The sequence below is a fragment of the Bryocella sp. genome, assembly GCF_058498515.1.
Window position 1 is genome coordinate 36,611 of the sequence record NZ_JBMHYI010000066.1, and the last position, 21,467, is coordinate 58,077.

Below are 21,467 nucleotides of genomic sequence, written 5' to 3' on the forward strand. Positions count from 1 at the left end.
GGGGATTCAGCCCCTGAGGGACCGGATGCGGAGGCTTTTCATCGCGATGTAACGTCTCCCCTCCCGAAGCCGACAAGCAGAATGTGCAAGACAGCCTGTGGCTTAGGATGATCCGGATGCGCTCGCTGCTCGCTCTTTCGTTCGCCGTAAGTCTTCACGCCTCGGTTATCGGTGTCAGCAAACCGGTCGAGCCGCTCAATGCCGAGCGCATCAACAAAGTGCTACCCGCGCCGCAGCGTGCTGCATGGCTCGCCTACCTCAAGCACTCCACCGAACTCAACCTTGCGGACCGCGCCTCGATCGATGCCGAGCGCCGAGGACTCGCGACCATTCCTCCGCTGCCGCAGCAGAGCAACTCCGCCCACACCATCCCGCTGCATCGCGAGCCCGCGTTCTACGCCAGCGATGAGGCCAGGCATATCGGGGATGTAATCCTCAGCTTCCAGACGCCGTCCGGTGGATGGTCGAAGAACCTCTAGATGGATGCATCTTTGCGCCAGCGCGGCCAGAGCTATGCGACGGCCAACGCCGCGCCGACACAAAGCAACGCGGACGACTTCGATCATCCCGCCGACGAGCACTGGCACTACATCGCCACGCTCGACAATGATGCGACCAACACCGAGATCCATTACCTCGCCGAACTGAGCGCCGCGCTGCCCGGGCCCGACGGCGACAAATACCGCGCCGCCGCAAAGCATGGCATCGAGTACCTGCTCGCCGCGCAGTATCCCAACGGCGGCTGGCCGCAGATCTATCCCCTCGAAGGCGGCTATCACGACGCCATCACCTTCAACGACGGCGCGCTGATCGAAACCGTCGAAGTGCTGACAGCCGTCGCGAAGGGGACGAAGCAGATCAGCGAGCCGGATCCCATCGATCCCGAGATGGCCGCCGCCCTGCAGCGCATGGGCCGCAAACTCCCCGAAGAGCAAACCAGCACCGAAGACTGGAGCTTCGTTCCCGTGCCGCTGCGCACGCGCGCAAAGGCCGCGGTGACGAAGTCGCTCGACGTGATCCTAAGTACCCAGGTGCGTCTGGCTTCCTCCAACGGAAAGGGAACCGAGCTCACCATCTGGGGACAGCAATACGATCCGCTCACACTCGAGCCCTGCTCCGCCCGCAACTACGAGATGCCTTCGCTCAGCTCCGGCGAATCCGCCGGCGTCATGGAGTACCTCATGTCGCTCGATCATCCCTCGCCCGAGGTGGTCCGCGCCGTGAACGCCGCCGCCACATGGTTCGAGGCGCACAAGATCATGGGCTACATCTTCACCGGGGGACGCAACACACCCGGCGGCCGGCATCTCGAGGCAAAGGAAGGTGCAGGCCCCATCTGGTCGCGCTACTATGCGCTTGACACCCAGAAGCCCATCTTCGGCGACCGCGACAAGACCATCCACGACGACGTGATGGACATCTCGCTGGAGCGCCGCAACGGCTATGGCTGGTACGGCAACGCGCCCACCCACGCGTTGGCTGAGTACGCGGCCTGGAAGAAGACGCACTGAGCCCGATCACCCCGCGTCGCATCTGAATCGTCATGGAAGCGCAGCACACATTCGACGCAGACATCCTCATCCTTGGCGCGGGCATGGCCGGTCTCACCGCCGCACGCGCCCTGGCCGAGCGCAACCTCCGCGTACTCATCCTCGAAGCCCGTGATCGCGTCGGCGGCCGTGTGTGGTCCGTCCGCGCAGCCTCAGGCGATGTCGTCGAGCTCGGCGCGGAGTTCATCCACGGCCACGCGCAGGAGCTTTGGTCGCTGATTGAAGAGGCCGGCGTCACCGCCAGCGAGCGCCAGGGCAAGATGTTGCGCGAGTCGCCCGAGGGCGGCCTCGGCGAAGACGACGACCAAGCCGAGCAGATGTTCGCTCCACTCGAAAATCTCGAAGACTACGAAGGCGAGGATCTGAGCTTTGCCGAATGGCTTCGTGCCAGCGACGTACCCGACTCCGCCCGCGCCGCAGTCACCAGCTATGTCGAGGGCTTCAACGCCGCGGACGCCGCCAAGATCAGCGTCAAGAGCCTGGGCGTGCAGCAAAAGGCCGAGGACGAGATCGGCGGCGCGAACTCCTGGCATGTTCATGGTGGTTACGCGCAACTGGCCGAGTTCCTCGCCGCACGCGTTCGAGACCTGAGCGGCCGCATCGAGCTTGGCTGCACCGTCGAGTCGATCCGCTGGCAACAAGGCGCAGTCCAAGTCACCACTTCAAAGGGCGTCTTCCGCGCCCCGAAGTGCCTCATCACCCTGCCGCTCGGTGTGCTGCAACAGGTCAATCGCGGCGGCCTGACGATCGAGCCCGAGCCTGCAGCGATCGCCCATGCCAGGCGCATGGAGATGGGTGACGCCGCGCGCATCACGCTGGTCTTCCGCTCCCGCTGGTGGGAAGCATCATCCGCTGCCTCGCCCGACGATCTCCGCCAGATGAGTTTCCTGTTAACGAACCGCCTGCCCAGCGTCTGGTGGACGGCGCACACCGAACCTGAGCCCTCACCGACCCTCACTGGCTGGGTCGGAGGTCCACGGTCCGCGATCTTCAGTGGGCGCAGCGTGGACCAGCTCGCCGCTGAGGCCTGCGCGACGCTGGCGAAGATCTTCCAGGTGGACGAATCCTTCGTACGCGGCGATCTGCTGTCCGCGCATGCACATGATTGGACGGCAGATCCGCTCTCGCGCGGCGCCTACAGCTATGTGGCCGCGGGAGCTCTGGACGCCCCGCATGCGATGACCCAGCCCGAGCATGGCACTCTCTACATGGCAGGTGAGCACACCGACATCACCGGCCACTGGGGAACAGTCCACGCGGCCATCCGCTCCGGGCTGCGCGCCGCGGAGCAGTTGCTCGAGGCACACGCTGCCAAATTCTAACCCCGGGCGGAGCGGTGCGCATCAGGCAAAAAGCGGGCTCGCATCCTGTAGTGCGTCGGTGGCATCCTAGCGAGCATGGCAGACAATAGCTCGCTCACGCCTCAGAGCCTCCAGAACCACAAGCCGCTGATGAACACGCCGCGGGAGTTCTTCCCCGACGTGCAGATCACCATTGATGGCTACGAGGTATATGCCCAGACCGGCGAGCCGCTCATCGAGGCCGTGAACCGCGCCGCAGCGATGCTGGAGCAGCCTAGCATTCCGCACGTCTGCTACCTGCCCGCCATGGGAACCATCGGCAGCTGCGATACCTGCATGGTCGAGGTCAACGGCGAGCTCGTGCGCGCCTGCGAGACCCGTGTCGGCGCGGGTATGCGGATCGCGACAAAAACCGATCGCGCGGACGTTGCCCAGCGCGAGGCCTTCGACCGCCTGCTTGAAAACCACGACCTCTATTGCACCGTCTGCGACAACAACAACGGCAACTGCACCATGCACAACACCACCGGCGATCTCGAGGTGAAGCACAACGCTCGGCCCTTCCGGAAGAAGCCCTACGGCAAGGACATGTCCAACCCTTTCTATCGCTACGATCCGGACCAGTGCATCCTTTGCGGCCGTTGCGTGGAGGCCTGCCAGAACGTGCAGGTGAACGAGACGCTGTCCATCGCCTGGGATCGCGAAGTCCCCCGCGTCCTGTGGGATGGCGGCGAGCAGATCGAAGGCTCCAGCTGCGTAAGCTGCGGCCACTGCGTCACCGTCTGCCCGTGCAATGCGCTCATGGAAAAATCCATGCTCGGCCACGCCGGCTACCTCACCGGACTTCCTCAAAAAGCCTTGGACGGCATGATCGACGCGGTGAAGGGCATCGAGCCCTCTACCGGCTATCCCGCGATCCTGCAGCTTTCGGAGATCGAGTCGCACCTCCGCCCGCAGAAGGTGAAGCGCACCAAGACGGTATGTACCTACTGCGGCGTCGGCTGCACGTATGACATCTGGACCCGCGATCGCCACATCCTCAAGGTCGAGCCCGGTCCCGGCCCCGCGAACGGCATCTCCACCTGCGTCAAAGGCAAGTTCGGCTGGGACTTCGTGAACTCACCCGACCGCCTGCGCAAGCCGCTGAAGCGCGTGAACACCGGCCAGGGCGAGACCTTCGTCGAGATCGAGTGGGACGAGGCGATCCAGATGGTCGCCGACAACTTCACCCGCGTGAAGGACCAGTACGGCCCCGACGCTCTCGCCTTCATCGCCTCCTCCAAATGCACCAACGAGGAGAGCTTCCTCATGATGAAGCTCGCCCGCGCCGTCATCGGTACCAACAACGTCGACAACTGCTCCCGCTACTGCCAGACCCCGGCCTCGAAGGGCCTCTCGCGCACCGTCGGCATCGGTGGAGACTCCGGCTCCATTGCGGACATCGAGAAGGCCGGCCTGGTCATCATCATCGGAGCCAACACCGCGGAGAGCCATCCCGTACTGGCCACGCGCATCAAACGCAGCCATAAGTGGCGCGGCCAGAAGCTCATCGTCGCCGACCTGCGCAAGAACGAGATGGCCGAACGCGCCGACATCTTCCTGCAGCCCAGCCCCTCCACCGACGAGGTCTGGCTGCAGGCAGTCACCAAGTACATCATCGACACCGGCCGCCAGGACCAGGCCTTTATCGACAAGTGGGTGAACAAGTGGCCGGAGTTCCAGCAGTCGCTTGAGGGCTACACGCTGGAACATGCTGAAGCCGTCACCGGCATCCCGGTACCCGTGCTCAAGCAGGTGGCTGAGGAGATCCTTGCCGCCGATGGCGTGGCCGTCTGCTGGGCCATGGGAGTTACGCAACACTGTGGCGGCTCGGACACCTCCACCGCCATCTGCAACCTGCTGCTCACCACCGGCAACTTCGGCAAGGAAGGCCGTGGAGGCTTTCCGTTGCGCGGCCACAACAACGTACAGGGTGCCAGCGACATGGGCTCCATGCCCGATGTCTTCTCCGGCTATCAGAAGGTCGACGACGCCACCATCCGTGGCAAGTTCGAGGCCGCCTGGGGAGTGACGCTGCCCGTCACCGTCGGCCTCGACAACCACCAGATGATCAGAGCTATCCACGAAGGCAAGCTGAAGTCGATGTACATCAAGGGCGAGGACACCATCACCTCCGACGCCAACGCAACCGACGTCGCCGAGGCCTTCTCCAAGCTCGAGTTCTTTGTGGTGCAGGACATCTTCTTCTCGGAGACCTGCCGCTACGCCGATCTCGTCCTGCCCGCCTGCGCCTCCATTGAGAAGGATGGCACCTTCACCAACACCGAGCGCCGCATCCAGCGTCTCTACAAGATCCTCGAGCCCGTGGGGGATTCGAAGGCAGACTGGGAGATCATCCAGCTCATTGCACAGAAGCTTGGCGGCGCAGGTGGATGGAAGTACAAGCATCCTTCCGAGGTCATGGACGAGGTCGCGAACCTCACGCCCACCTTCGCGGGAGTCTGCTATGAGCGCCTTGAGGGCTACAAGTCGCTGCAGTGGCCCGTAGCGGAGGATGGCACGGACTCGCCGGTGCTCTACACCGAGAAGTTCGCGCTGCCGGACGGTAAGGCCACCTTCTGGCCGCTCGACTACGTCGGCCCCAGCGAAGAAGCGAACGAGACCTATGATCTCCACCTCAATAACGGCCGCCTGCTGGAGCACTTCGAGCAGGGCAACATGACCTATCGCGTCCCCGGGATCAAGGAGATCGCACCTGATACGTTCGTCGAAGTCTCACCTGAACTTGCCGTCGAGCGCGGCCTCAGCGACGGCCGCTTCGTGCTCCTCGAGAGCCCCTACGGCAGCGCGCGCGTGCGCGTGGTGGTAACGGATCGCGTCAGTGGCAAACAGATGTACATGCCGATGAACTCCACGATCAATCCCGTGAACAAGATGACCAGCTCGCACGTGGACCGCGCAACGCACACGCCGGCCTTCAAGGAGCTCTCCGTGAAGCTCACAATGCTCGACGAGCTCGGCCAGAACCCGCTGCCTCGGAAGAACTTCCGCTACGGTACCCGCAACCCCACGCGAGGCGTAGAGGTGGAGCTCAAGCGCGCCCGCCTCGACTATCACGTGCCCGGCTCCAGGGCCGCCGACAAGCTGGTCCAGATCAAGACCACGCAGTCCGCATAAGCGTGAGTTGCCAAAACATAAGAGTCTCTGAAAGAGGAGCGTAATGGCCCACCCGATTACCTTCAAGCCGCAACCCATCGACCCCAAGGACGAGCTGATGGGGGAGTTGGCGCGTGCACCACGCGAGCATGCCGAGGCACTGCTCGCCGCCTACGACCTGCTGCAGGCCGCGCACGACCAGGGTGTCCTGGATCTACTCCGCGCCGTCGTCGGAGGCAGCGATGTGCTCGCGGAAAAGCTGGGCGCAGGCATGGCCCTCCCCGAGACCATCGCGGCCTCGCGCAATGCCATCGCGCTTACCCGCATCCTCGCTTCCATCGATCCGGAGATGCTGCATGGTATCGCTCATTCGATGTCCGAGGCCGCCGCCCCCAAGCTCGCACGCGATAAGGAAGCAGCCGAGGCGAAGACTGCGCCCCCTGCTACCGCAGGCAAGGGAAGTGCTGAGAAGAAGAGCAATATCCCTAAGCCTGCCTTCGCCGTACACGAGCGCCGCGATCCCAATGCCGACCCTCCTGGCCTGTGGGAGCTCTTCCGCCGCGCCACCTCTAAGGATGCTCGCCGCGGCCTGGCCTACGCCGTAGCCATGCTGACCACTCTTGGCCGCGCCATGCGTCCGAAGGACGATCGTCACTAAGCGCGCCCCGAAGAGTGCGGCCTGTGGCCGCGCTGTTTTTCTAGTACGAAGGCGGTCCACGCGGTACACTCTCTTCGATCCGACAACTCATGCCGGCGAAGGAGGCCACCCCATGTCTGATGCGGCCGTTTCCCTGGAACCCACCCACCCGATCTCGCAGCCGATGCGTGTCATCGACACCTTCGTCGCGCCCTCGAAGACCTTCACCGACATCCTGAAGAGCGCCAACTGCTGGCTTCCGCTGGTGCTGCTCGTCCTGCTCGTCTTGGGTTGGAGCGCCACGGTCGACAAAACCGTCGGCTTCGATACTGTCACGCAGGTCCAGATCGCGAAGAACCCGGAGCGCGCGGCGCAGATGCAGAGCCTGCCTGCCGATCAGCGCGCCGCACAGATCGCGACGATCACGAACGTCACGCGCATCGTCACCTACTGCAGCTTCCTCTTCGTTCTGATCTTCATGCTGCTGGAGGCACTCATTCTTTGGGCGGCCTTCAACTTCGGCCTGGGCGCGCAGACGACGTTTCCTCAGGTCTTCGCGGTCACTGCGTTCTCAGCCTTGCCGCGCGCGCTCACCTGGGTGCTGAGTGCGATCCTGCTCTTCGCGGGCGTCGGCGGCGACAACTTCGACCTCCAGAACCCCGTCGGAACCAACCTCGGCTACTACCTCAGCGAGGCGCCCAAATGGATGGCAGCCGGAGGCCGTTTCCTCGACGTGCTCGGCCTGTGGTCGCTCGTGGTTCTCGTCCTCGGCATGGCGATCATCTCGAAGAAGAAGATCTCGTCGTCGGCGATGATCGTCGGTGGCCTCTGGCTCATCGGTCTGCTCATCACCGTGGGCTTTACGGCAGCCACCAGCTAGCTCTGACGACGAGACAAGATAAAGGCCAGCCGCATGGCTGGCCTTTGCTTCGTCTCCATCTGCAAACTACTTCAGGAATTCCAGCAGCGCGACATTGACCTCGGTCGCATGCGTCCAGTTCAGGCCGTGCGGCCCGCCCTCGACCACATGCAGCGTCGCGCCGGGAATCAGCGCAGGCATACGCGCTCCGGTCGCTTCGATCGGCAAAATCTGATCCTCGTCACCGTGAATAATGAGCGTTGGAACCTTGATCTGCGCCACGTCCTCGCGGAAGTCCTCCAGCCACGCGTCCACACACGCTAGGTACGCCGTGTAGCTCGAAGTGCAGCCGATGTTGAAGCTCGCATGGATCGCCGCATCGGAGATGTCCGTGCCCCCCACCAGCTTCTTGTTGTAGAAGAGCTTGAGGAAGCCCTCAAGCTGGACGTAACGGTCCGCCTCGATGGCCTGCTTGATGCCTTCGAAGATCGCCGGGTCAATGCCCTCGGGGTTATTGCCATCCTTGCGCAGCGCCGGTGCGATCGAAGACATGAAGCATACCTTCGTCACGCGGCCGTTGTTGTACTTGCCCATGTAGCGCGCCACTTCGCCGCCGCCCATGCTGAAGCCCACCAGCGCGACGTCCTTCAGGTCCAGCGCCTCCAGCAGCAGGTAGGTGTCCTTCGCCAGCGTGTCGTACTCGTAGCCCTCGGAGGGCTGCGAGCTGCGGCCAAATCCACGGCGGTCGTAGGTGATGACGCGGTAGCCCGCGGCCAGCAGCGCCGCGCCCTGCTTCTCCCAGCTCGCGCCCGAGAGCGGCCAGCCATGGATCAGCACCACCGGCCGGCCAGTGCCGCGGTCTTCGTAATAGAGCGAGATGTCCGAGGAGTTCTCCTCGCCAACTTTCAGATAAGGCATGTTCTGGTTCTCCTTACGTTCTTGGACGTAATCCGTGGACGACGAGACATCACACTGCGATGAATCTCTCGGCAGACGGAAAGACCCCGGCCGAAGCCAGGGTCACCGCGATGCATTGATGGTGAAGCCTATTCAGTCCAGCGCTTGAACACCAGCGAGCCATTCGTGCCGCCGAAACCGAAGCTGTTCGACAGCGCGTACTCGATCTTCGCTTCCTGCGGCGTGTTGGGCACGTAGTTCAGGCGGCACACCGGGTCCACGTTCTCGAGATTGATCGTCGGCGGAACGATCTGGTGGATCAGCGCCATCACTGTGATGCCGGCTTCCAGTCCGCCCGCGCCGCCGAGAAGGTGGCCGGTCATGGACTTGGAGGAGCTGACCAGCAGCTTGTGGCTGGTGGCATGCTCACCGAAGGTGTTCTCGATCCCCTGCGACTCCAGGGCATCGCCCAGCGGCGTCGACGTCGCGTGGGCATTCACATAGCCGATCTGATCGGGACGAATCCCTGCAGACTTGATCGCATTGGTCATCGAACGGCGGCAGCCATCGCCTTCAGGAGCCATGCCGGTCATGTGGAACGCATCCGCGCTCATGCCATAGCCCACGATCTCAGCCAGGATGTTCGCTCCGCGCGCCTTGGCAAACTCCAGCTCCTCGAGAACGAGGATGCCCGCGCCTTCGCCCACCACGAAGCCGTCGCGGTCCTTATCGAAGGGCCGGCAGGCGTGGGTAGGATCGTCGTTGCGGGTGGAGAGTGCCTTCATTGCCGCGAATCCGCCAACCGAAAGCGGAGTGATCGCCGCCTCCGTGCCGCCCGCCAGCATCGCGTCCGCGTCGCCGCGCTCGATGATGCGGTAGGCATCGCCGATGGCATGCGCCGACGTGGTGCAGGCCGTCGCAGTCGCTTCGTTCGGTCCCTTCGCTCCGTACCGGATGGAAACGTGCCCGGCAGCGAGGTTCACGATCGTTGCAGGAATGAAGAACGGAGAAATGCGGCGCGGCCCGTGGTTCATCAGCTGCGTGTGTTCGCGCTCGATGACATCGAAGCCACCGATGCCCGAACCGATGTGAACACCGACGCGCTCCGCATTCTCCTCGGTGATCTTCAGCCCCGAGTGCTCCATGGCCTCATGGGCTGCGGCCATGGCGAAGTGGATGAAGCGGCCCATCTTCCGGGCCTCCTTCTTGTCCACGAACTGATGCGGGTCGAAGTCCTTCACCTCGGCCGCAAAGCGGACGGAGTGGCCGGTGAGATCGAACTGCGTGATCTCAGCCATTCCACTCTTGCCGGCGAGAAGGGACTCCCAGATGCGGTCTTGCGTGTTGCCCACGCCGCAAAGGAGGCCCATGCCGGTCACGACGACGCGACGCTGTTGCAACATCTTACTTTCAGAACCTCAAGTTTCGAATTCGTTGGGGAGACTACTTCTTGTTCTTCTCGATGTAGTCGACGGCATCCTTGACAGTCTTGATCTTCTCGGCGTCCTCGTCGGGGATCTGGATGTCAAAGGCCTCTTCGAACTGCATGACGAGCTCGACAACGTCGAGCGAATCAGCGCCGAGGTCTTCCTGGAAGCTCGCGCCCGGCGTCACTTCTGCCTCGTCCACCTGAAGCTGCTCGACAATAATCTGCTTCACCTTCTCGTCTACTGCTGCCATCTTGCAAATCTCCTAATCAGGTTCCGTTTGGGAGTGGGATGCGGACCCGCTGGCCGCAGAGCCGTCTGGAAGCCTCAAGGAAAGAGCATATAGAGGTGGTCTGCGGGTGTAAAGCAAACCGGTGCGGTGGTTCCTGCATCCATCGGAGGAAATTGTCGCCCTGAATGAATTTCCGGTAGCATGGAGTCCGAAGCAATACCTCATGGCCAAGAGAATGAGAACGGAAGCGGAGCAACCCCTTGACGCAAAAGACCTGTATGCATTGCGGATCCAACGCCATGCGCCGCATCAACCGCAAAGGGTTTTTCGAGGAGACGCTGCTTCCCAAGTTCGGCCTCTTTCCCTGGGAGTGCGCCATGTGCCGCCGCAAGACCTTCCTGCGCGATAACGGCCACGCCGACCTCCGACGCAAGGCCAAGGACCGCCGTTCACAGGAACGCGAGCAGAGCCAGTCCCCCGCCGACTGATCCCGGCCAGTCACCGAGAAACTATTCCTCGTCGCTCGCCGCCAGCATCGGCAGCAAGCCATCGAAATTCCCTTGCATCGCCGCAGGCAGAGCCTCTGAGCCGCCCGCAGCCCCGTCCGTGCTCACATCCCGTAGCGTGCGATTGATCGCCCGGGTCCTCACTCCCAAGTCTCGGATGGTGTTCTGGACTGTTCCCACCTGCTTGTCCATCTTTTCCATCAGATCTCCGAACTTGGTGAACTCCGTCTGCGCCGAGCGCAGCACGTCCCAAACCATGTTGCCCTTTTTCTGCAGGTTCAGCATCCGGAAGCCCAGCTGGAAGCTTGTCAGCAGCGCATAGAGGTTCGACGGCCCGGCGACCATCACGCGGCATTGCTGGTGCAGCTCAGCCTGCAGCCCGTCGCGCCGCAGCACCTCGGCATACAAGCCCTCCGTCGGCAGGAACATGATCGCGTAGGGCGTCGTCACCGGCTCGTTGATGTACTTCGAGCAGATGCGCTTGCCCTCGGTGCGGATAGCGCCGTCGAAGGCCCTGCGTGCCTGCTCGATGTCGGCCTGATCGCCGTGCTCGTACGCCGTCTCCAGCCGCTCCCAGTCCTCGCGCGGAAACTTCGCATCGATCGGCAGCAACACATCCCCTCCGGTCGAGCCAGGGAACTTGACCGCGTACTCCACAACCTCCTGCGTGTTGGCCTTCACCCGCGCATTCTCGAGATACTGCCCTGGCGCCAGCACCTGTTCCAGCAGCTTGCCCAGCTGCACCTCGGCAAACCCGCCGCGCGACTTCACATTCGAGAAGATACGGTTCAGATCGTTGACCCCCGCCGAGAGGGTATTCATCTCGCCCAGCCCGCTGTGTACCTTCGCCAGCTGATCCGTCACCTGCCCAAAGCTCTCCGTCAGCCGCGTCTGTAGCGTGCTCTGAAGCTTCTCGTCTACGGTGTTCCGCATCTCCTCGAGCTTCTTCTCATTGCTGTCACGAAGGCTCTGGAGGCCCTGCTGCACACTCTCGCGCAGTTTCTCCTGCTCGCCGGCCTGCTTCGCACTCAGGTCCCCAAGGCTCTGGTGCAGAGCCTCGCGGGCGTTGGCCTGTCCCTGGGCCTGATCCGCCGCAAAGGCATTCAGCCGCTGCGTGAGGGTATTCAGCTGCGCCTCGACTGCTAGCCTCAGCGCCTCATTGCCCGCCTTGTTATCAGCGCGGAAGCTCTCCAACCCGTCGCTCAGCGTCTTGCCGAGGGTGTTCACTGTCCCGAGCAACTCGGTGCGCAGCGCCCCTGCGGCATTTGCGGCCGCCTCACGCGAGCGCGTAGCCTCTGCAGCAGCCTCCTGGCGCGACTGTGCGAGCTCCGCCCGCAACGTCCGCTCCGTGGCCTCAGCCTGGGTCTCCAGCCGCGTCAGCCGCGAAGGCAGATCCCCGCCCAGCATCTGCTCCAACCGTGGATCGTGGACACTCGCCGCAGGCTTTCGCGAGGCGATCCAAAGCCCGACGAGGGCCAGCAGGGTAACAATCTGGAGGGAAATCAGTACGGGTAGCATTTCGGTTTTCCTTCGCTTCGCTGTCTGGGAGAATAGCACCCCTCGAATCTTGAGGCACCGCAGGAGTACATTGATCTCAGGAGAACTCCTATGGCTGAGCCGCTTACGGTTTCTGTCCCAGAAGACCTGGCCTCCCAGCTTCGTCTCGCAGTCAAGGAAGGCGAGTATCGTTCCGCGGATGAGGCAGTCGCCGATGCGCTCTCGCTCTGGACGGCCTCACGCGAGGCAAGCGCCATCGAACTTCGGCGAGCGGTGCGGGAAGCCGACGAATCAGGCGAAGATATCGACGATGTCGATGCCATGTTCGACCGCCTCCAGAGCCGCTATTCCTCCTCGAATGCACCCGGAAAATGCGACTGACGGTCGCCCCGGCTGTCGAAAGGGATCTCATTGACATTGGAGATTACATCGCGCGGGACAGCCCGATCCGCGCCACCAGCTTTCTCCGAGAGCTGCGGGAAGAATTCCACGAGATCGCTCAGCATCCATTCGCCTACGAAGCCCGCCCGGATATCGCCCCGGGAATTCGCGTCGCCGTGTTTGGCCGATATCTGATCCTCTTCCGGATCGGCGAAAGCTCGGTTTCGATCCGTCGGGTCCTGCACGGCGCGCGGGACTTGCCGCGCATCAGGTTCTAGCTTGCCGCTGAGAAGTGGCCGCCACTCCTGTGTTCAAATATGCACAGAGAGCACGCTTGCTCGCAAAGGACTGGCACTTGCGTCACATGGGTATGAATCGTGCATTGGCTTTGGCTGTAGCGTTGGCAACGGGCTGCGGAATCGCAGCTGCCCAGACCTCTGTCCCTCCCAACCAGGTGTCGCCTTACAAGGACACCTCGATGCTCAAGCCGCCGGCCGGCGCCAAGGTCGCGGTCATCGAGTGGGAAGACCTCGAGTGCCCGGCGTGCGCGCACGCCTTCCCCATCGTGCATGAGGCCGTGGCGAAGTATCACATCCCGCTCGAGCGGCATGACTTCCTCATCCCCGGCCACATCTGGAGCCGCACCGCGGCGATCTACGCCCGCTGGATCCAGGACACCATCAGCTTCGACGCCGCGACCGACTACCGCCGCCAGGTCTTCGCCTCGCAGTTCCGCATCGCCAGCCAGGACGACCTGAAGCAGTTCACCGAAGCCTACCTCAAGAACCATGGCGGCAAGTCGCTGCCCTTCGTCGTCGACCCCACCGGTAAGTTCACCCGCGAAGTCGAGGCTGACTCCGCCCTCGGCGACAAACTAGGCCTCCGCGAGACCCCCACCATCCTCGTCGTCACCAATCACCACTGGATCCAGGTCAAGGACGTGATGCAGCTCTACACCGCCATCGACCAGGCCCAGGCCGAAGCCGCCCACGAAGGCGGAGCCCCGGCCGCGCACAAGAACGTGGCGCGTTAGGCGCGCTTCTCGTCAGCGAGGATCGCCAGCCGCTCACGCGGTCAGCACAAAGGCCGAACCCAATGGGTTCGGCATTTGTCGTTAGCTCTTGACCGCGTGCGATAAGTCGGCCCTACTGAATCTGCACCAGCCCCGAATCAGCACCATGCCCCGCGCCACCCGGCGTGATCGCATTCGACTGCTCACCCCGCCAGTGGTCGATGTAACTCACCTGGTGCACGCAGCTGATGGTGCAGTTGGGCGCGCAGGACTTCTCCGTCAGGAACTCCCGCTTCACGTCCTCAGCGGAGTACTCCGCAATCGGCACGCCCGGGTAGCCGCGCTGCTGCGAGCAATAGTGAATCAGGCCGTTCTCGCACACGTACAGGTAGCGCGAGCCCGCGCGGCAGCGCCAGTCGTTCGGCTTGCCATTGGCGATGGCTTCCTGGAAGTGGTTGAAGCGCGAGTAGCTGCGTCGCGTGAGCTTGCGCACCGCGTCCCAGGTCTTGCGCTCCTCGGCTCCCAGCGCCTTCAGCTGCCCGGACCCATCGTGAATGATGCCGATGGTCGAGCTGAAGCCCAGATCCAGCGCCCGCGTGGAGACGACGTACGCATCGTTCGGGTCGGCAATACCGCCGCCCACCACGCTGTTGATGTTCACGTGGAAGTCGGCATGCTCGGCCAGCATGCGCAGCTTGGCGTCCAGCACCTTCAGCGACTTCTTCGAGACCTCATCCGGCATCACGTTGTCGATCGAGATCTGCAGGTGATCGAGCCCCGCCTCGTTCAGCGCCTTGATCTTCTCCGGCATCAGCAGGTAGCCGTTCGTGATCATGCCGGCAATCGCGCCGGTCTTGCGGATCGCACGGATCACGCCTTCGATCTCAGGGTGCAGCAATGGCTCGCCGCCGGAGATGGTGATGACCGACGTGCCCAGCTTACCCAGGTGCGCAACGCGGCGCTCCATCTCGGTCAGGTCCACAGGCTTGGAGTGGTCGTCGTACTCGTTGCAGTACGTACAGGCCAGGTTGCAGCGCCGCATCGGCACGATCTGCGCCATGTACGGGTGCGCCGTATCGGCAAGCGCCCAGCCAATGGACGCGAGCTCGCGCATGCGTCGCGAGGCCGCAATGAGACGGCGCTTCGCGGTCATCCGACGCGCGCTCGCGGGCGGCGGAACAAAGCGCGACGAGCTCGGAGAGGCCGGAGGGACGGGCTGGGTTTCGGTCGACATCGCAGGATTTATTCTATCGCGGACGGCATATTGAGACTTCGAGACTCCCACTCCGAGGACCCCGCCATGTCCATCCCAGTTCAGAATGTCCAAACGCTGCTCAGCGTCTACGATATGCCCACCTCCGTCCGCTTCTACACCGGGCTGCTAGGCCTGGAAGTCCTCTCGCGCTCACCCACCTATGAAGTCATCGACGGCGTCGAGCACTTCCACTGGTGCATGCTCGGTCAGCGCGACGTCCGCCTCATGCTCAACACCGAGTACGACACCGGCGAGCGCCCACCCCAACGCCCTGCCGGCCCCGAGCAGCGCTTCGGCGCGTGGCTGTTCTTCGGTTGCCCCGACGTCGATGCAGCGTACCAACAGCTCCAGGCCGCCGGCATCGCCTGCGATCCGCCCAGCCTCGCCAAGTATGGCTTTCGCACCCTCAGCTTCCGCGATCCAGACGGCCACGGCATCACCCTCCAGTGGCCCGTGCAGCCTTCGGTAGACTGAAGCTCGAGGAGAAATTATGCCGCACGAGATCGACTGGTCCGACGTACTGGAAATTGGAATTCAACTGCAGGAAATGTTCCCCGACACCGACCCCTACTCCGTCCGCTTCACTGACCTGCACAAGTGGGTCACCCAGCTCCCCGGCTTCGTCGGCGACCCCGCCAAGTCCAACGAGAAGACCCTCGAAGCCATCCAGCTCGCCTGGCATGAAGAGTATGAGGAAGCGAAAGACAGTCAATAAAAGACAGTCAATAGTGGAACAACAGTGAATAGTGAGAAACGAATCACCACGAAGCTATCGGGGCTTGAAGCTGGCCGTTTGCCCTTCTTCACTACTCACTATTCACTACTCACTTGCTTCTCACCAACTGCTTCGGCAATTTCGACCCCGTCACCGTAAGCACCACGAACGCCACCACCGCCCAAGCCAGTGAGCCTATGATGATCGTGATCAGGTCGCCCGGATGCGTGGTGGTGGACGGCATCGCATGGGCTGCCGCGTAAGCCGCACCGAAGGCCAGCAGCGCAGCCAGCGCGGATCGCCCCATCTCTCCAAACTCCAGCTGCGCAATCGAGACCAGCCGCTTTTTATGCAGCAGAACCGCCAGCGTCCCCGTCTGCACGAGGATGCCGAGATCCGAAGCCAGCGCCAGGCCCGTCAGATCGAGCGTGTGGAAGAGAGCCCAGTAGAGCGGAGCCGAGAGCACCGTCACCACCGTGCCAATGATCGCCGGCGTCTTCGTGTCGCTCGCTGCGTAGAACGCACGCGCGTAGATACCCTGCACCGCCCAGATACTCAGCGTGAACGCCAGCAATACGAACAGGTGGGTCGTCGCGCCAGCATTCGCGCGGTTGAATTTTCCTCCGCGGAACAGGTCCATCAGCCACGGTGCGACGGCGATCATCCATGCCGAGACGAGGAAGCCGACGCAGGCCAGCCGCGACACCGCACGTGTCACCGACGCCGAAAACTCCCACGCCATCTTGCGTTGATAGAGCGACGCGAAGAAGGGAAGCGAAGCCGCTCCCGCCGCGGGGCCGATCACATTGAATGGTGCGTTGAACAGGTCCTTCGCATTGCCAATCAGCGTGATCCCCCCCTCGCGCGTCGACGCGAAGTAGTTCAGGAACTGGCGGTCGAACATCACCAGCGACACACCGATCATCAGCGGCAGCGAAAGCTGCAGCCACTCCTTGAAAGCGGGGTCGCTGAATCGCACCACCGGCGTATAGCGCAGCCCGGAGCGGAACGCACCAACCGAATTCAGCAGCGCGTTGCCGAAGAGGAAGCCGCCCGTAACGCCCACGGCGAGCGACACCACCCCCAGCTGCTTATGCAGGAAGAACGCACCTGCAAGGATTCCCAGGTTATAGAGCAGCGGAGCAATCGCCTGGTAGACGAAGATCTTCCGCACCTGCAGGCGCGAGCCCATCACGCTGCCGAAGAAGAAGAACACCTGCCCCGGAAGAATGATCCTCGTCATCGTGGTCGCGAGACCGCTGCGCAGCTCGTCGCCGCGAAAGCCCTTGTTCGCAAGCCAGATGAACTGCGGCGCAAAGATCTCGGCCAGAAGCACACCCACGCCCAGCACCACGAGCATGTTGTTCAGGATCACCGAGAGCGCGTGGTCCGCGCCCTCCTCATCGCCCGCTGAAAGATAGCGGTTCAGAATCGTGATGACCGAGATCGACGCCGCGCCGCCGATGAGGAAGTAGGCCAGCAGATCCGGCAGCGCGAACGCCGCGCGGTACGCGTCCTGTGCGGGCCCTGCGCCAAACAGGAAGTTCACATACTTGATGCGCACCAGCCCCAGCAACCCGGAGAGCAGCGCACTCGCCATCAGCAGCATCGCCGCCGAGCCCGCGGTATGGGTCTTCTTCTCCGCGGGAAGCGCTGAGGCTACAGCCTGATTTTGCCCGGTGGGAGATGCGCTCATGCGTCTCTCCATTCTAATGTTGATGCCGTAGACTCTCCGGCGTGTAGGGTTGTCGAGCGAAGAACAGGAGCACCAATGGAAGACATCGTCATCGTGGGCGCTGGGCCCACCGGCCTCGCACTGGCGGAAGAACTGCTTCGCCGTGGCATCCGGCCGGCGGTCTATGACCGCCTCGCAGCCCAGCAGAACACCTCGCGTGCCGTGGTGGTGCATGCTCGTACGCTGGAGGTGCTGGAGCCCTCCGGCGTCACGGTGAAGCTTCTCGCTGAAGGCATTCGCGCAGACCAGTTTCACGTGCGCGAACGCGATCGCGAGATCGCCTCGTTTGACCTCAGCCTCCTCGCCGGCGAGACGAAGTATCCCTTCGCGCTCATCATCCCGCAGGACCGCACCGAAGCTCTCCTGCTCGATGCGCTCGAAGCTCGCGGCGGCAAGGTAACGCGTCCTGCCGAGGTCGTCAGAGCGGAGCCCGCCTCAGCCAGCGTACGGCTTACGCTGCAGCACGACGACCGTACCGAAAGCGTGGAAGCCGGATGGGTCGTGGCTTGCGATGGTGGTCACAGCATCGTTCGCCAGGCTGCAGGAATTCCCTTCGAAGGCGGCGACTACGAGGAAGAGTTCGTCCTTGGCGACCTGACCATGGATTGCTCGCTGGGTCACGACGAAGGGCAGCTCTTCCTCTCACCCGAAGGCATCGTCGTCGTCGTACCGCTGCCGCAAGCGCCGGACCGCTTCCGCGTCATCGCGACCGTCAAAACGAACGCTCCACAAAATCCTCCGGCAGATCTGTTTCAGCAGATCCTCTCGGAGCGCGGCCCGTCGGCGCGACCCGCGCAGGTCAAGACTCTCGTATGGTCTTCGCGCTTTCACGTCCATCACCGCGTGGCGAAGCAGCTTCGCAGCGGTCGCATCCTGCTTGCCGGCGATGCTGCCCATGTGCACAGTCCCGCCGGTGGACAAGGCATGAACACCGGCATTCAGGACGCCGTCTCGCTGGCAGAGGCTCTGGCGCAAATGCTGCAATCCGGCAATGAAGCAGCCCTCGACAAGTGGGAGAAAGACCGGCTCAGGATCGCGCGCGGAGTCGTCTCCATGACGGATGTCATGACTCGCATTGCGACCGTGGATTCTCCTTTGCTCCGCAGCGCACGCAATGCGCTCATGGAACTCGTCGGGCACATCCCCGCGCTGCAACATGCCATGGCGGAGAAGATTTCGGAGCTGAAAAACCGCTAGCGCGAGCTTCTATTCGGTGGTGAAGAGATCGCCCTGGAACCGCTCGCTGGGCTTGTCGGACTTCTCGCCGCTCCGCTCCACCAGCCGCGGCCGCATCGTGCGCAGCTTGGCGGGGGTCGTTGGCGTAGCCTCGTTCTCCAGGTTTACCGGTCGCGCGAGAATCGCCGCCAGCGCACGAAGATCGTCACGCAACAACTGCATTGCGGCATCGCGGCGCAGCGTCGTGATGGACGCCACCTGCGCACTGGGCTGCGCATCGCGCACGGGCATCAATGTGGGAGGAGGTGCGGGCGCTGTCGCTGTCGTTGCCGGTTCGGCGGCAAACGTTGTGCTCTCCTTCGCCTTGCCTTCTGCCTTGAAGACCTGCCGCGCGCCGGGAATCGTATAGCCCTGGTCGTAGAGCAGCGTCTTGATGCGCAGCGCCACTTCGACATCCTTGCGGCGATAGAGCCGCTGGCCGGTGCCGCCCTTGTTCGGCTTCAGCTGCGGGAACTCACTCTCCCAGAACCGAAGCACATACGCCGGCACCTCGCAGATGCGAGCCACATCCCCGATGCGGAAGTACAGCTTGTCGGGGATCTCCGGCGTCTTCGCCGTGGGCTTCCGGATTGGGTTATGTGCTGGCATCCGTCTCACCGCAAGTATAGGTGGCGTCGCAGACGAGCGGTGGAAAAAGGGGGGGTTCTCCTTTTGAGTCTTCCACTTGCAGCGTGAACCCCGCGAGTTAACCCCGCTTCAAGCGCCGCTTGAGGTTTTGCCGCCGCCGCACCGCCGCACACCACCATGAAAGCACCATGAAGAGTGCAGGTTAGTCGATTCGCCGCCGGGAGAGTGATCGTTACGGCCGCCTGCGGCCCCTCCGCCTCGCCGCATCGAACCGCGCCGCTTCGTGTCCAATAAGATAGAGAGCGAGGGCTTCAGGAGTATGTCTGCCACGTTGGTTGGAAACGAAAACATTGCGCCGGAGGTAATTCATAGCTGCCCCAACTGCAGCCACTGGCTGTCGGATGGAACACTGGCCTGCCCGGACTGCCAGACCCTGACCTACGGAGCGCATCTTTCGGTGGTCGCCGCCCAGGCGCAGCAGCTGGAGCAGGCGCAGAAATGGACGGAAGCCCGCGAGCGCTGGACCTCCACCCTGCAGTGGCTTCCCGAAGACACCCGCCAGGCCGCCAGCATTCGCCAGCACATCGCGCAGATCGACAGCCGTCTCGCCGCCGAAGAGTCGCAGAAGGCCAAGTGGAGCAAGCGCCTCGGGCCCTTCGCTCCCATCGCGCTCTTCCTCCTCAAGGCCAAGAGCTGGCTCTTCCTGCTCTTCAAGGCCAAGTTCTTGCTCAGCTTTCTGGCCTACTTCGGCGTCTACTGGGCGCTCTTTGGCTGGGCTTTTGCTTCCGCGCTGGTGCTCACCGTGGGCCTGCATGAGATGGGTCACTACATCGCCGTCAAGCGTCGCGGCTTGCCCGTCGATCTCCCCGTCTTCCTCCCCGGCTTCGGAGCCTACGTCCGCTGGTACGGCCAGGGAGTCAATCGCGAGGACCTCGGCATCATCGCGCTCGCCGGGCCCATGATGGGCCTCGCCGTCGCTGTGATCGCGTACGTGATCTTTTTCTTCACGCACTCGCCCTTCTTCCACCTCATGGCCTATTTAGGCGCGTGGATCAACCTCTTCAACCTCTTTCCCATCGCCTTCATCTTCGCCTTCGATGGAGCGCAGGCAGTCATCGCTCTCTCGCGCATGCAGCGCATCCTGATGGCAGCGACCTTCCTTCTCTTCTTCGGCCTCACCGTGAGCATGAACCCAGGCGCCGATCCCACCGGCCCGAACACCCACTGGATCTTCCTGATCCTCGGCCTCGGCATGGGATGGCGAGCTCTGGGCCGCGACGTCGCGCCCGAGGAAACCTCCGGCAAGATCTTCGCGATCTTTCAGGTGCTCGCCATCGGTCTGGGAGCATTGCTGCTGCGCTCGCAAGTCCAGGGAATGTAGACCGCAGGATTGCGCCCAAGGCCGCTGGCTGTAATTCACCGCGCCCGTCCCTAGGGCGTGTAAACCACTCCATCAATCTCGACCTTCGAGCACCAGAAGCAGAAGCGAACGTCTCTGCCTGGCGCCTGATCCGCCAGGTCCAGCCGTCTCCAATAATGCACCCCCGCGCGACAAAGAAGCCCGGCCACGGCATTGGACTCGTGCTCTCTGTTGGGCCACAACCGCGCCAGCGAAACGGCTAACTGCGCGTCGGAAGAACTCTCGGTGGTCACGGGTTGCATAGTTTCCGGCTCCCTGGCATTTGCGAATGAGCGGGCTGCCAGCATCTCGTGTTTCGCAGCTGGCAAGCGTGGCAGTCCGTTAGACACCGGGACAAGTTCCCGGAACGCACGTTGAAGTCCTGGAGTGAGTGACCCCTTTTGTGAGTTGGGTGCTGTCCCCTAATCCCTAATCCCTAATCCCTCGCTCTTCAAATACCTCCGCCCCACCACCGCATACTCTCCACTGACCACCCGCTCAATCGCCTCCACATAGGCCTTGTGCTCTTCGTCGAGCAACCTCGCGGACAGCGTCTCCTCCGTGTCCTCAGGCAGAATCGCGCAAGTGCGTTGCAGGATCAGCACGCCACCATCCATCACCTCATCGACGAAGTGCACGGAGCAGCCCGTAACCTGTGCGCCATACTCCAGCGCTTGCCGTTGCGCATGCAGCCCCGCGAACGCCGGCAGCAGCGATGGATGGATGTTCAGCATCCTCCCGCTCCAGCGCCGCGTGAATTCCTCTGAGAGCAACCGCATGTAGCCGGCCAGGCACACCAGCTCGACACCGAACTCCTCCAGCAGCGCAGTTACGGCCTGCTCATGTTCCACGCGAGGGCGGCCTTTACTCTCCAGGGTGATCGCGGGAACGCCAGCCTCACGCGCGGCTTCGATGCCCGCGACGCCGGCGATATTCGAGAGCACGACCGCGATCTCGCAGCCAGGAAGTCGGCCTTCCTGTACCGCGCGAACGATGGCCATGCAGTTGGAGCCGCGGCCGCTGATCAGAATGCCAATGCGAGTAGGAGAAGAACTCATCCCTTTAAGGGTAGCAGTCCAGAGCAGACCTGCTCGTACCTCGGTAC

22 protein-coding genes are annotated in these 21,467 nt (G+C 63.0%); 14 read left to right on the forward strand and 8 right to left on the reverse strand.

Annotated features, from left to right (window positions below):
• Positions 1–116: 116 nt before the first annotated feature.
• The 6 genes from AC5E6W_RS19225 to AC5E6W_RS19250 all read left to right on the forward strand — a co-directional run bounded on the left by AC5E6W_RS19225 (position 117) and on the right by AC5E6W_RS19250 (position 7,524).
• Entirely contained in the window at positions 117–479 is a 363-nt protein-coding gene (locus AC5E6W_RS19225; protein WP_491753954.1) for a hypothetical protein, read from the forward strand.
• Entirely contained in the window at positions 480–1,511 is a 1,032-nt protein-coding gene (pelA, locus tag AC5E6W_RS19230; protein WP_491753955.1) for a pectate lyase, read from the forward strand.
• Between the two features lie 32 nt (positions 1,512–1,543).
• The gene (locus AC5E6W_RS19235; protein WP_491753956.1) at positions 1,544–2,872 is read left to right on the forward strand and encodes a flavin monoamine oxidase family protein; all 1,329 of its coding nucleotides are present in this window, start codon (positions 1,544–1,546) and stop codon (positions 2,870–2,872) included.
• 75 nt (positions 2,873–2,947) lie between these two features.
• Complete coding sequence (gene fdhF, locus AC5E6W_RS19240; protein ID WP_491753957.1) at positions 2,948–6,028, forward strand: formate dehydrogenase subunit alpha; 3,081 nt, start codon at positions 2,948–2,950, stop codon at positions 6,026–6,028.
• Between the two features lie 43 nt (positions 6,029–6,071).
• Positions 6,072–6,665, forward strand: a complete 594-nt coding sequence (locus AC5E6W_RS19245; protein WP_491753958.1) for a helical membrane plugin domain-containing protein — start codon at positions 6,072–6,074, stop codon at positions 6,663–6,665.
• Positions 6,666–6,777: 112 nt separating this feature from the next.
• Complete coding sequence (locus AC5E6W_RS19250; protein WP_491753959.1) at positions 6,778–7,524, forward strand: YIP1 family protein; 747 nt, start codon at positions 6,778–6,780, stop codon at positions 7,522–7,524.
• 66 nt (positions 7,525–7,590) lie between these two features.
• Here the strand turns inward: AC5E6W_RS19250 and AC5E6W_RS19255 are convergent, their stop codons facing one another.
• From AC5E6W_RS19255 to AC5E6W_RS19265, 3 genes are all read right to left on the reverse strand, one after another.
• Positions 7,591–8,421, reverse strand: coding sequence for an alpha/beta fold hydrolase (locus AC5E6W_RS19255; protein ID WP_491753960.1), 831 nt, complete (start codon positions 8,419–8,421; stop codon positions 7,591–7,593).
• Between the two features lie 128 nt (positions 8,422–8,549).
• The gene (gene fabF / locus AC5E6W_RS19260) at positions 8,550–9,803 is read right to left on the reverse strand and encodes a beta-ketoacyl-ACP synthase II (protein WP_491753961.1); all 1,254 of its coding nucleotides are present in this window, start codon (positions 9,801–9,803) and stop codon (positions 8,550–8,552) included.
• Positions 9,804–9,843: 40 nt separating this feature from the next.
• The gene (locus AC5E6W_RS19265) at positions 9,844–10,080 is read right to left on the reverse strand and encodes an acyl carrier protein (RefSeq protein WP_263369484.1); all 237 of its coding nucleotides are present in this window, start codon (positions 10,078–10,080) and stop codon (positions 9,844–9,846) included.
• 278 nt (positions 10,081–10,358) lie between these two features.
• On the opposite strand from AC5E6W_RS19265, the gene AC5E6W_RS19270 reads away from it, so the two are divergent.
• Complete coding sequence (locus tag AC5E6W_RS19270; protein WP_491753962.1) at positions 10,359–10,547, forward strand: hypothetical protein; 189 nt, start codon at positions 10,359–10,361, stop codon at positions 10,545–10,547.
• Between the two features lie 21 nt (positions 10,548–10,568).
• On the opposite strand, the gene AC5E6W_RS19275 is transcribed toward AC5E6W_RS19270, so the two are convergent.
• On the reverse strand, positions 10,569–12,083 hold the full coding sequence (locus tag AC5E6W_RS19275; protein ID WP_491753963.1) for a DNA recombination protein RmuC: 1,515 nt from the start codon (positions 12,081–12,083) through the stop codon (positions 10,569–10,571).
• 90 nt (positions 12,084–12,173) lie between these two features.
• On the opposite strand from AC5E6W_RS19275, the gene AC5E6W_RS19280 reads away from it, so the two are divergent.
• From AC5E6W_RS19280 to AC5E6W_RS19290, 3 genes are all read left to right on the forward strand, one after another.
• Positions 12,174–12,443 (forward strand): ribbon-helix-helix domain-containing protein, encoded by a 270-nt coding sequence (locus tag AC5E6W_RS19280; RefSeq protein WP_491753964.1) that lies wholly within the window; start codon positions 12,174–12,176, stop codon positions 12,441–12,443.
• A complete protein-coding gene (locus AC5E6W_RS19285) occupies positions 12,434–12,721 on the forward strand; it encodes a type II toxin-antitoxin system RelE/ParE family toxin (RefSeq protein WP_491753965.1) in 288 nt (95 codons plus the stop codon). Before AC5E6W_RS19280 ends, AC5E6W_RS19285 begins: the two co-directional genes overlap by 10 nt.
• 104 nt (positions 12,722–12,825) lie before the next feature.
• Positions 12,826–13,476 carry a DsbA family protein gene (locus AC5E6W_RS19290; RefSeq protein WP_491753966.1) on the forward strand — a complete coding sequence of 217 codons (651 nt, stop codon included), beginning with the start codon at positions 12,826–12,828 and terminating at the stop codon, positions 13,474–13,476.
• 112 nt (positions 13,477–13,588) lie between these two features.
• On the opposite strand, the gene AC5E6W_RS19295 is transcribed toward AC5E6W_RS19290, so the two are convergent.
• Positions 13,589–14,608, reverse strand: coding sequence for a radical SAM protein (locus AC5E6W_RS19295; protein ID WP_491754088.1), 1,020 nt, complete (start codon positions 14,606–14,608; stop codon positions 13,589–13,591).
• 147 nt (positions 14,609–14,755) lie between these two features.
• Here AC5E6W_RS19295 and AC5E6W_RS19300 point away from each other — a divergent pair, with 147 nt between their 5' ends.
• The gene (locus tag AC5E6W_RS19300; RefSeq protein ID WP_491753967.1) at positions 14,756–15,184 is read left to right on the forward strand and encodes a VOC family protein; all 429 of its coding nucleotides are present in this window, start codon (positions 14,756–14,758) and stop codon (positions 15,182–15,184) included.
• Positions 15,185–15,200: 16 nt separating this feature from the next.
• A complete protein-coding gene (gene iscX, locus AC5E6W_RS19305) occupies positions 15,201–15,425 on the forward strand; it encodes a Fe-S cluster assembly protein IscX (RefSeq protein ID WP_491753968.1) in 225 nt (74 codons plus the stop codon).
• Between the two features lie 109 nt (positions 15,426–15,534).
• Here the strand turns inward: iscX and AC5E6W_RS19310 are convergent, their stop codons facing one another.
• Positions 15,535–17,121: a lipid II flippase MurJ gene (locus AC5E6W_RS19310; RefSeq protein WP_491753969.1), complete on the reverse strand. Its 1,587-nt coding sequence runs from the start codon at positions 17,119–17,121 to the stop codon at positions 15,535–15,537.
• Positions 17,122–17,196: 75 nt separating this feature from the next.
• On the opposite strand from AC5E6W_RS19310, the gene AC5E6W_RS19315 reads away from it, so the two are divergent.
• Entirely contained in the window at positions 17,197–18,357 is a 1,161-nt protein-coding gene (locus AC5E6W_RS19315; protein WP_491753970.1) for an FAD-dependent oxidoreductase, read from the forward strand.
• A 9-nt stretch (positions 18,358–18,366) separates the two neighbouring features.
• Here the strand turns inward: AC5E6W_RS19315 and AC5E6W_RS19320 are convergent, their stop codons facing one another.
• Positions 18,367–18,984, reverse strand: coding sequence for a MerR family transcriptional regulator (locus tag AC5E6W_RS19320; protein ID WP_491753971.1), 618 nt, complete (start codon positions 18,982–18,984; stop codon positions 18,367–18,369).
• 298 nt (positions 18,985–19,282) lie between these two features.
• Between AC5E6W_RS19320 and AC5E6W_RS19325 the strand changes: the two genes are divergently transcribed.
• The gene (locus AC5E6W_RS19325; RefSeq protein ID WP_491753972.1) at positions 19,283–20,344 is read left to right on the forward strand and encodes a site-2 protease family protein; all 1,062 of its coding nucleotides are present in this window, start codon (positions 19,283–19,285) and stop codon (positions 20,342–20,344) included.
• Positions 20,345–20,784: 440 nt separating this feature from the next.
• Here the strand turns inward: AC5E6W_RS19325 and purN are convergent, their stop codons facing one another.
• Positions 20,785–21,420, reverse strand: coding sequence for a phosphoribosylglycinamide formyltransferase (purN, locus tag AC5E6W_RS19330; protein ID WP_491753973.1), 636 nt, complete (start codon positions 21,418–21,420; stop codon positions 20,785–20,787).
• Between the last annotated feature and the right edge of the window lie 47 nt (positions 21,421–21,467).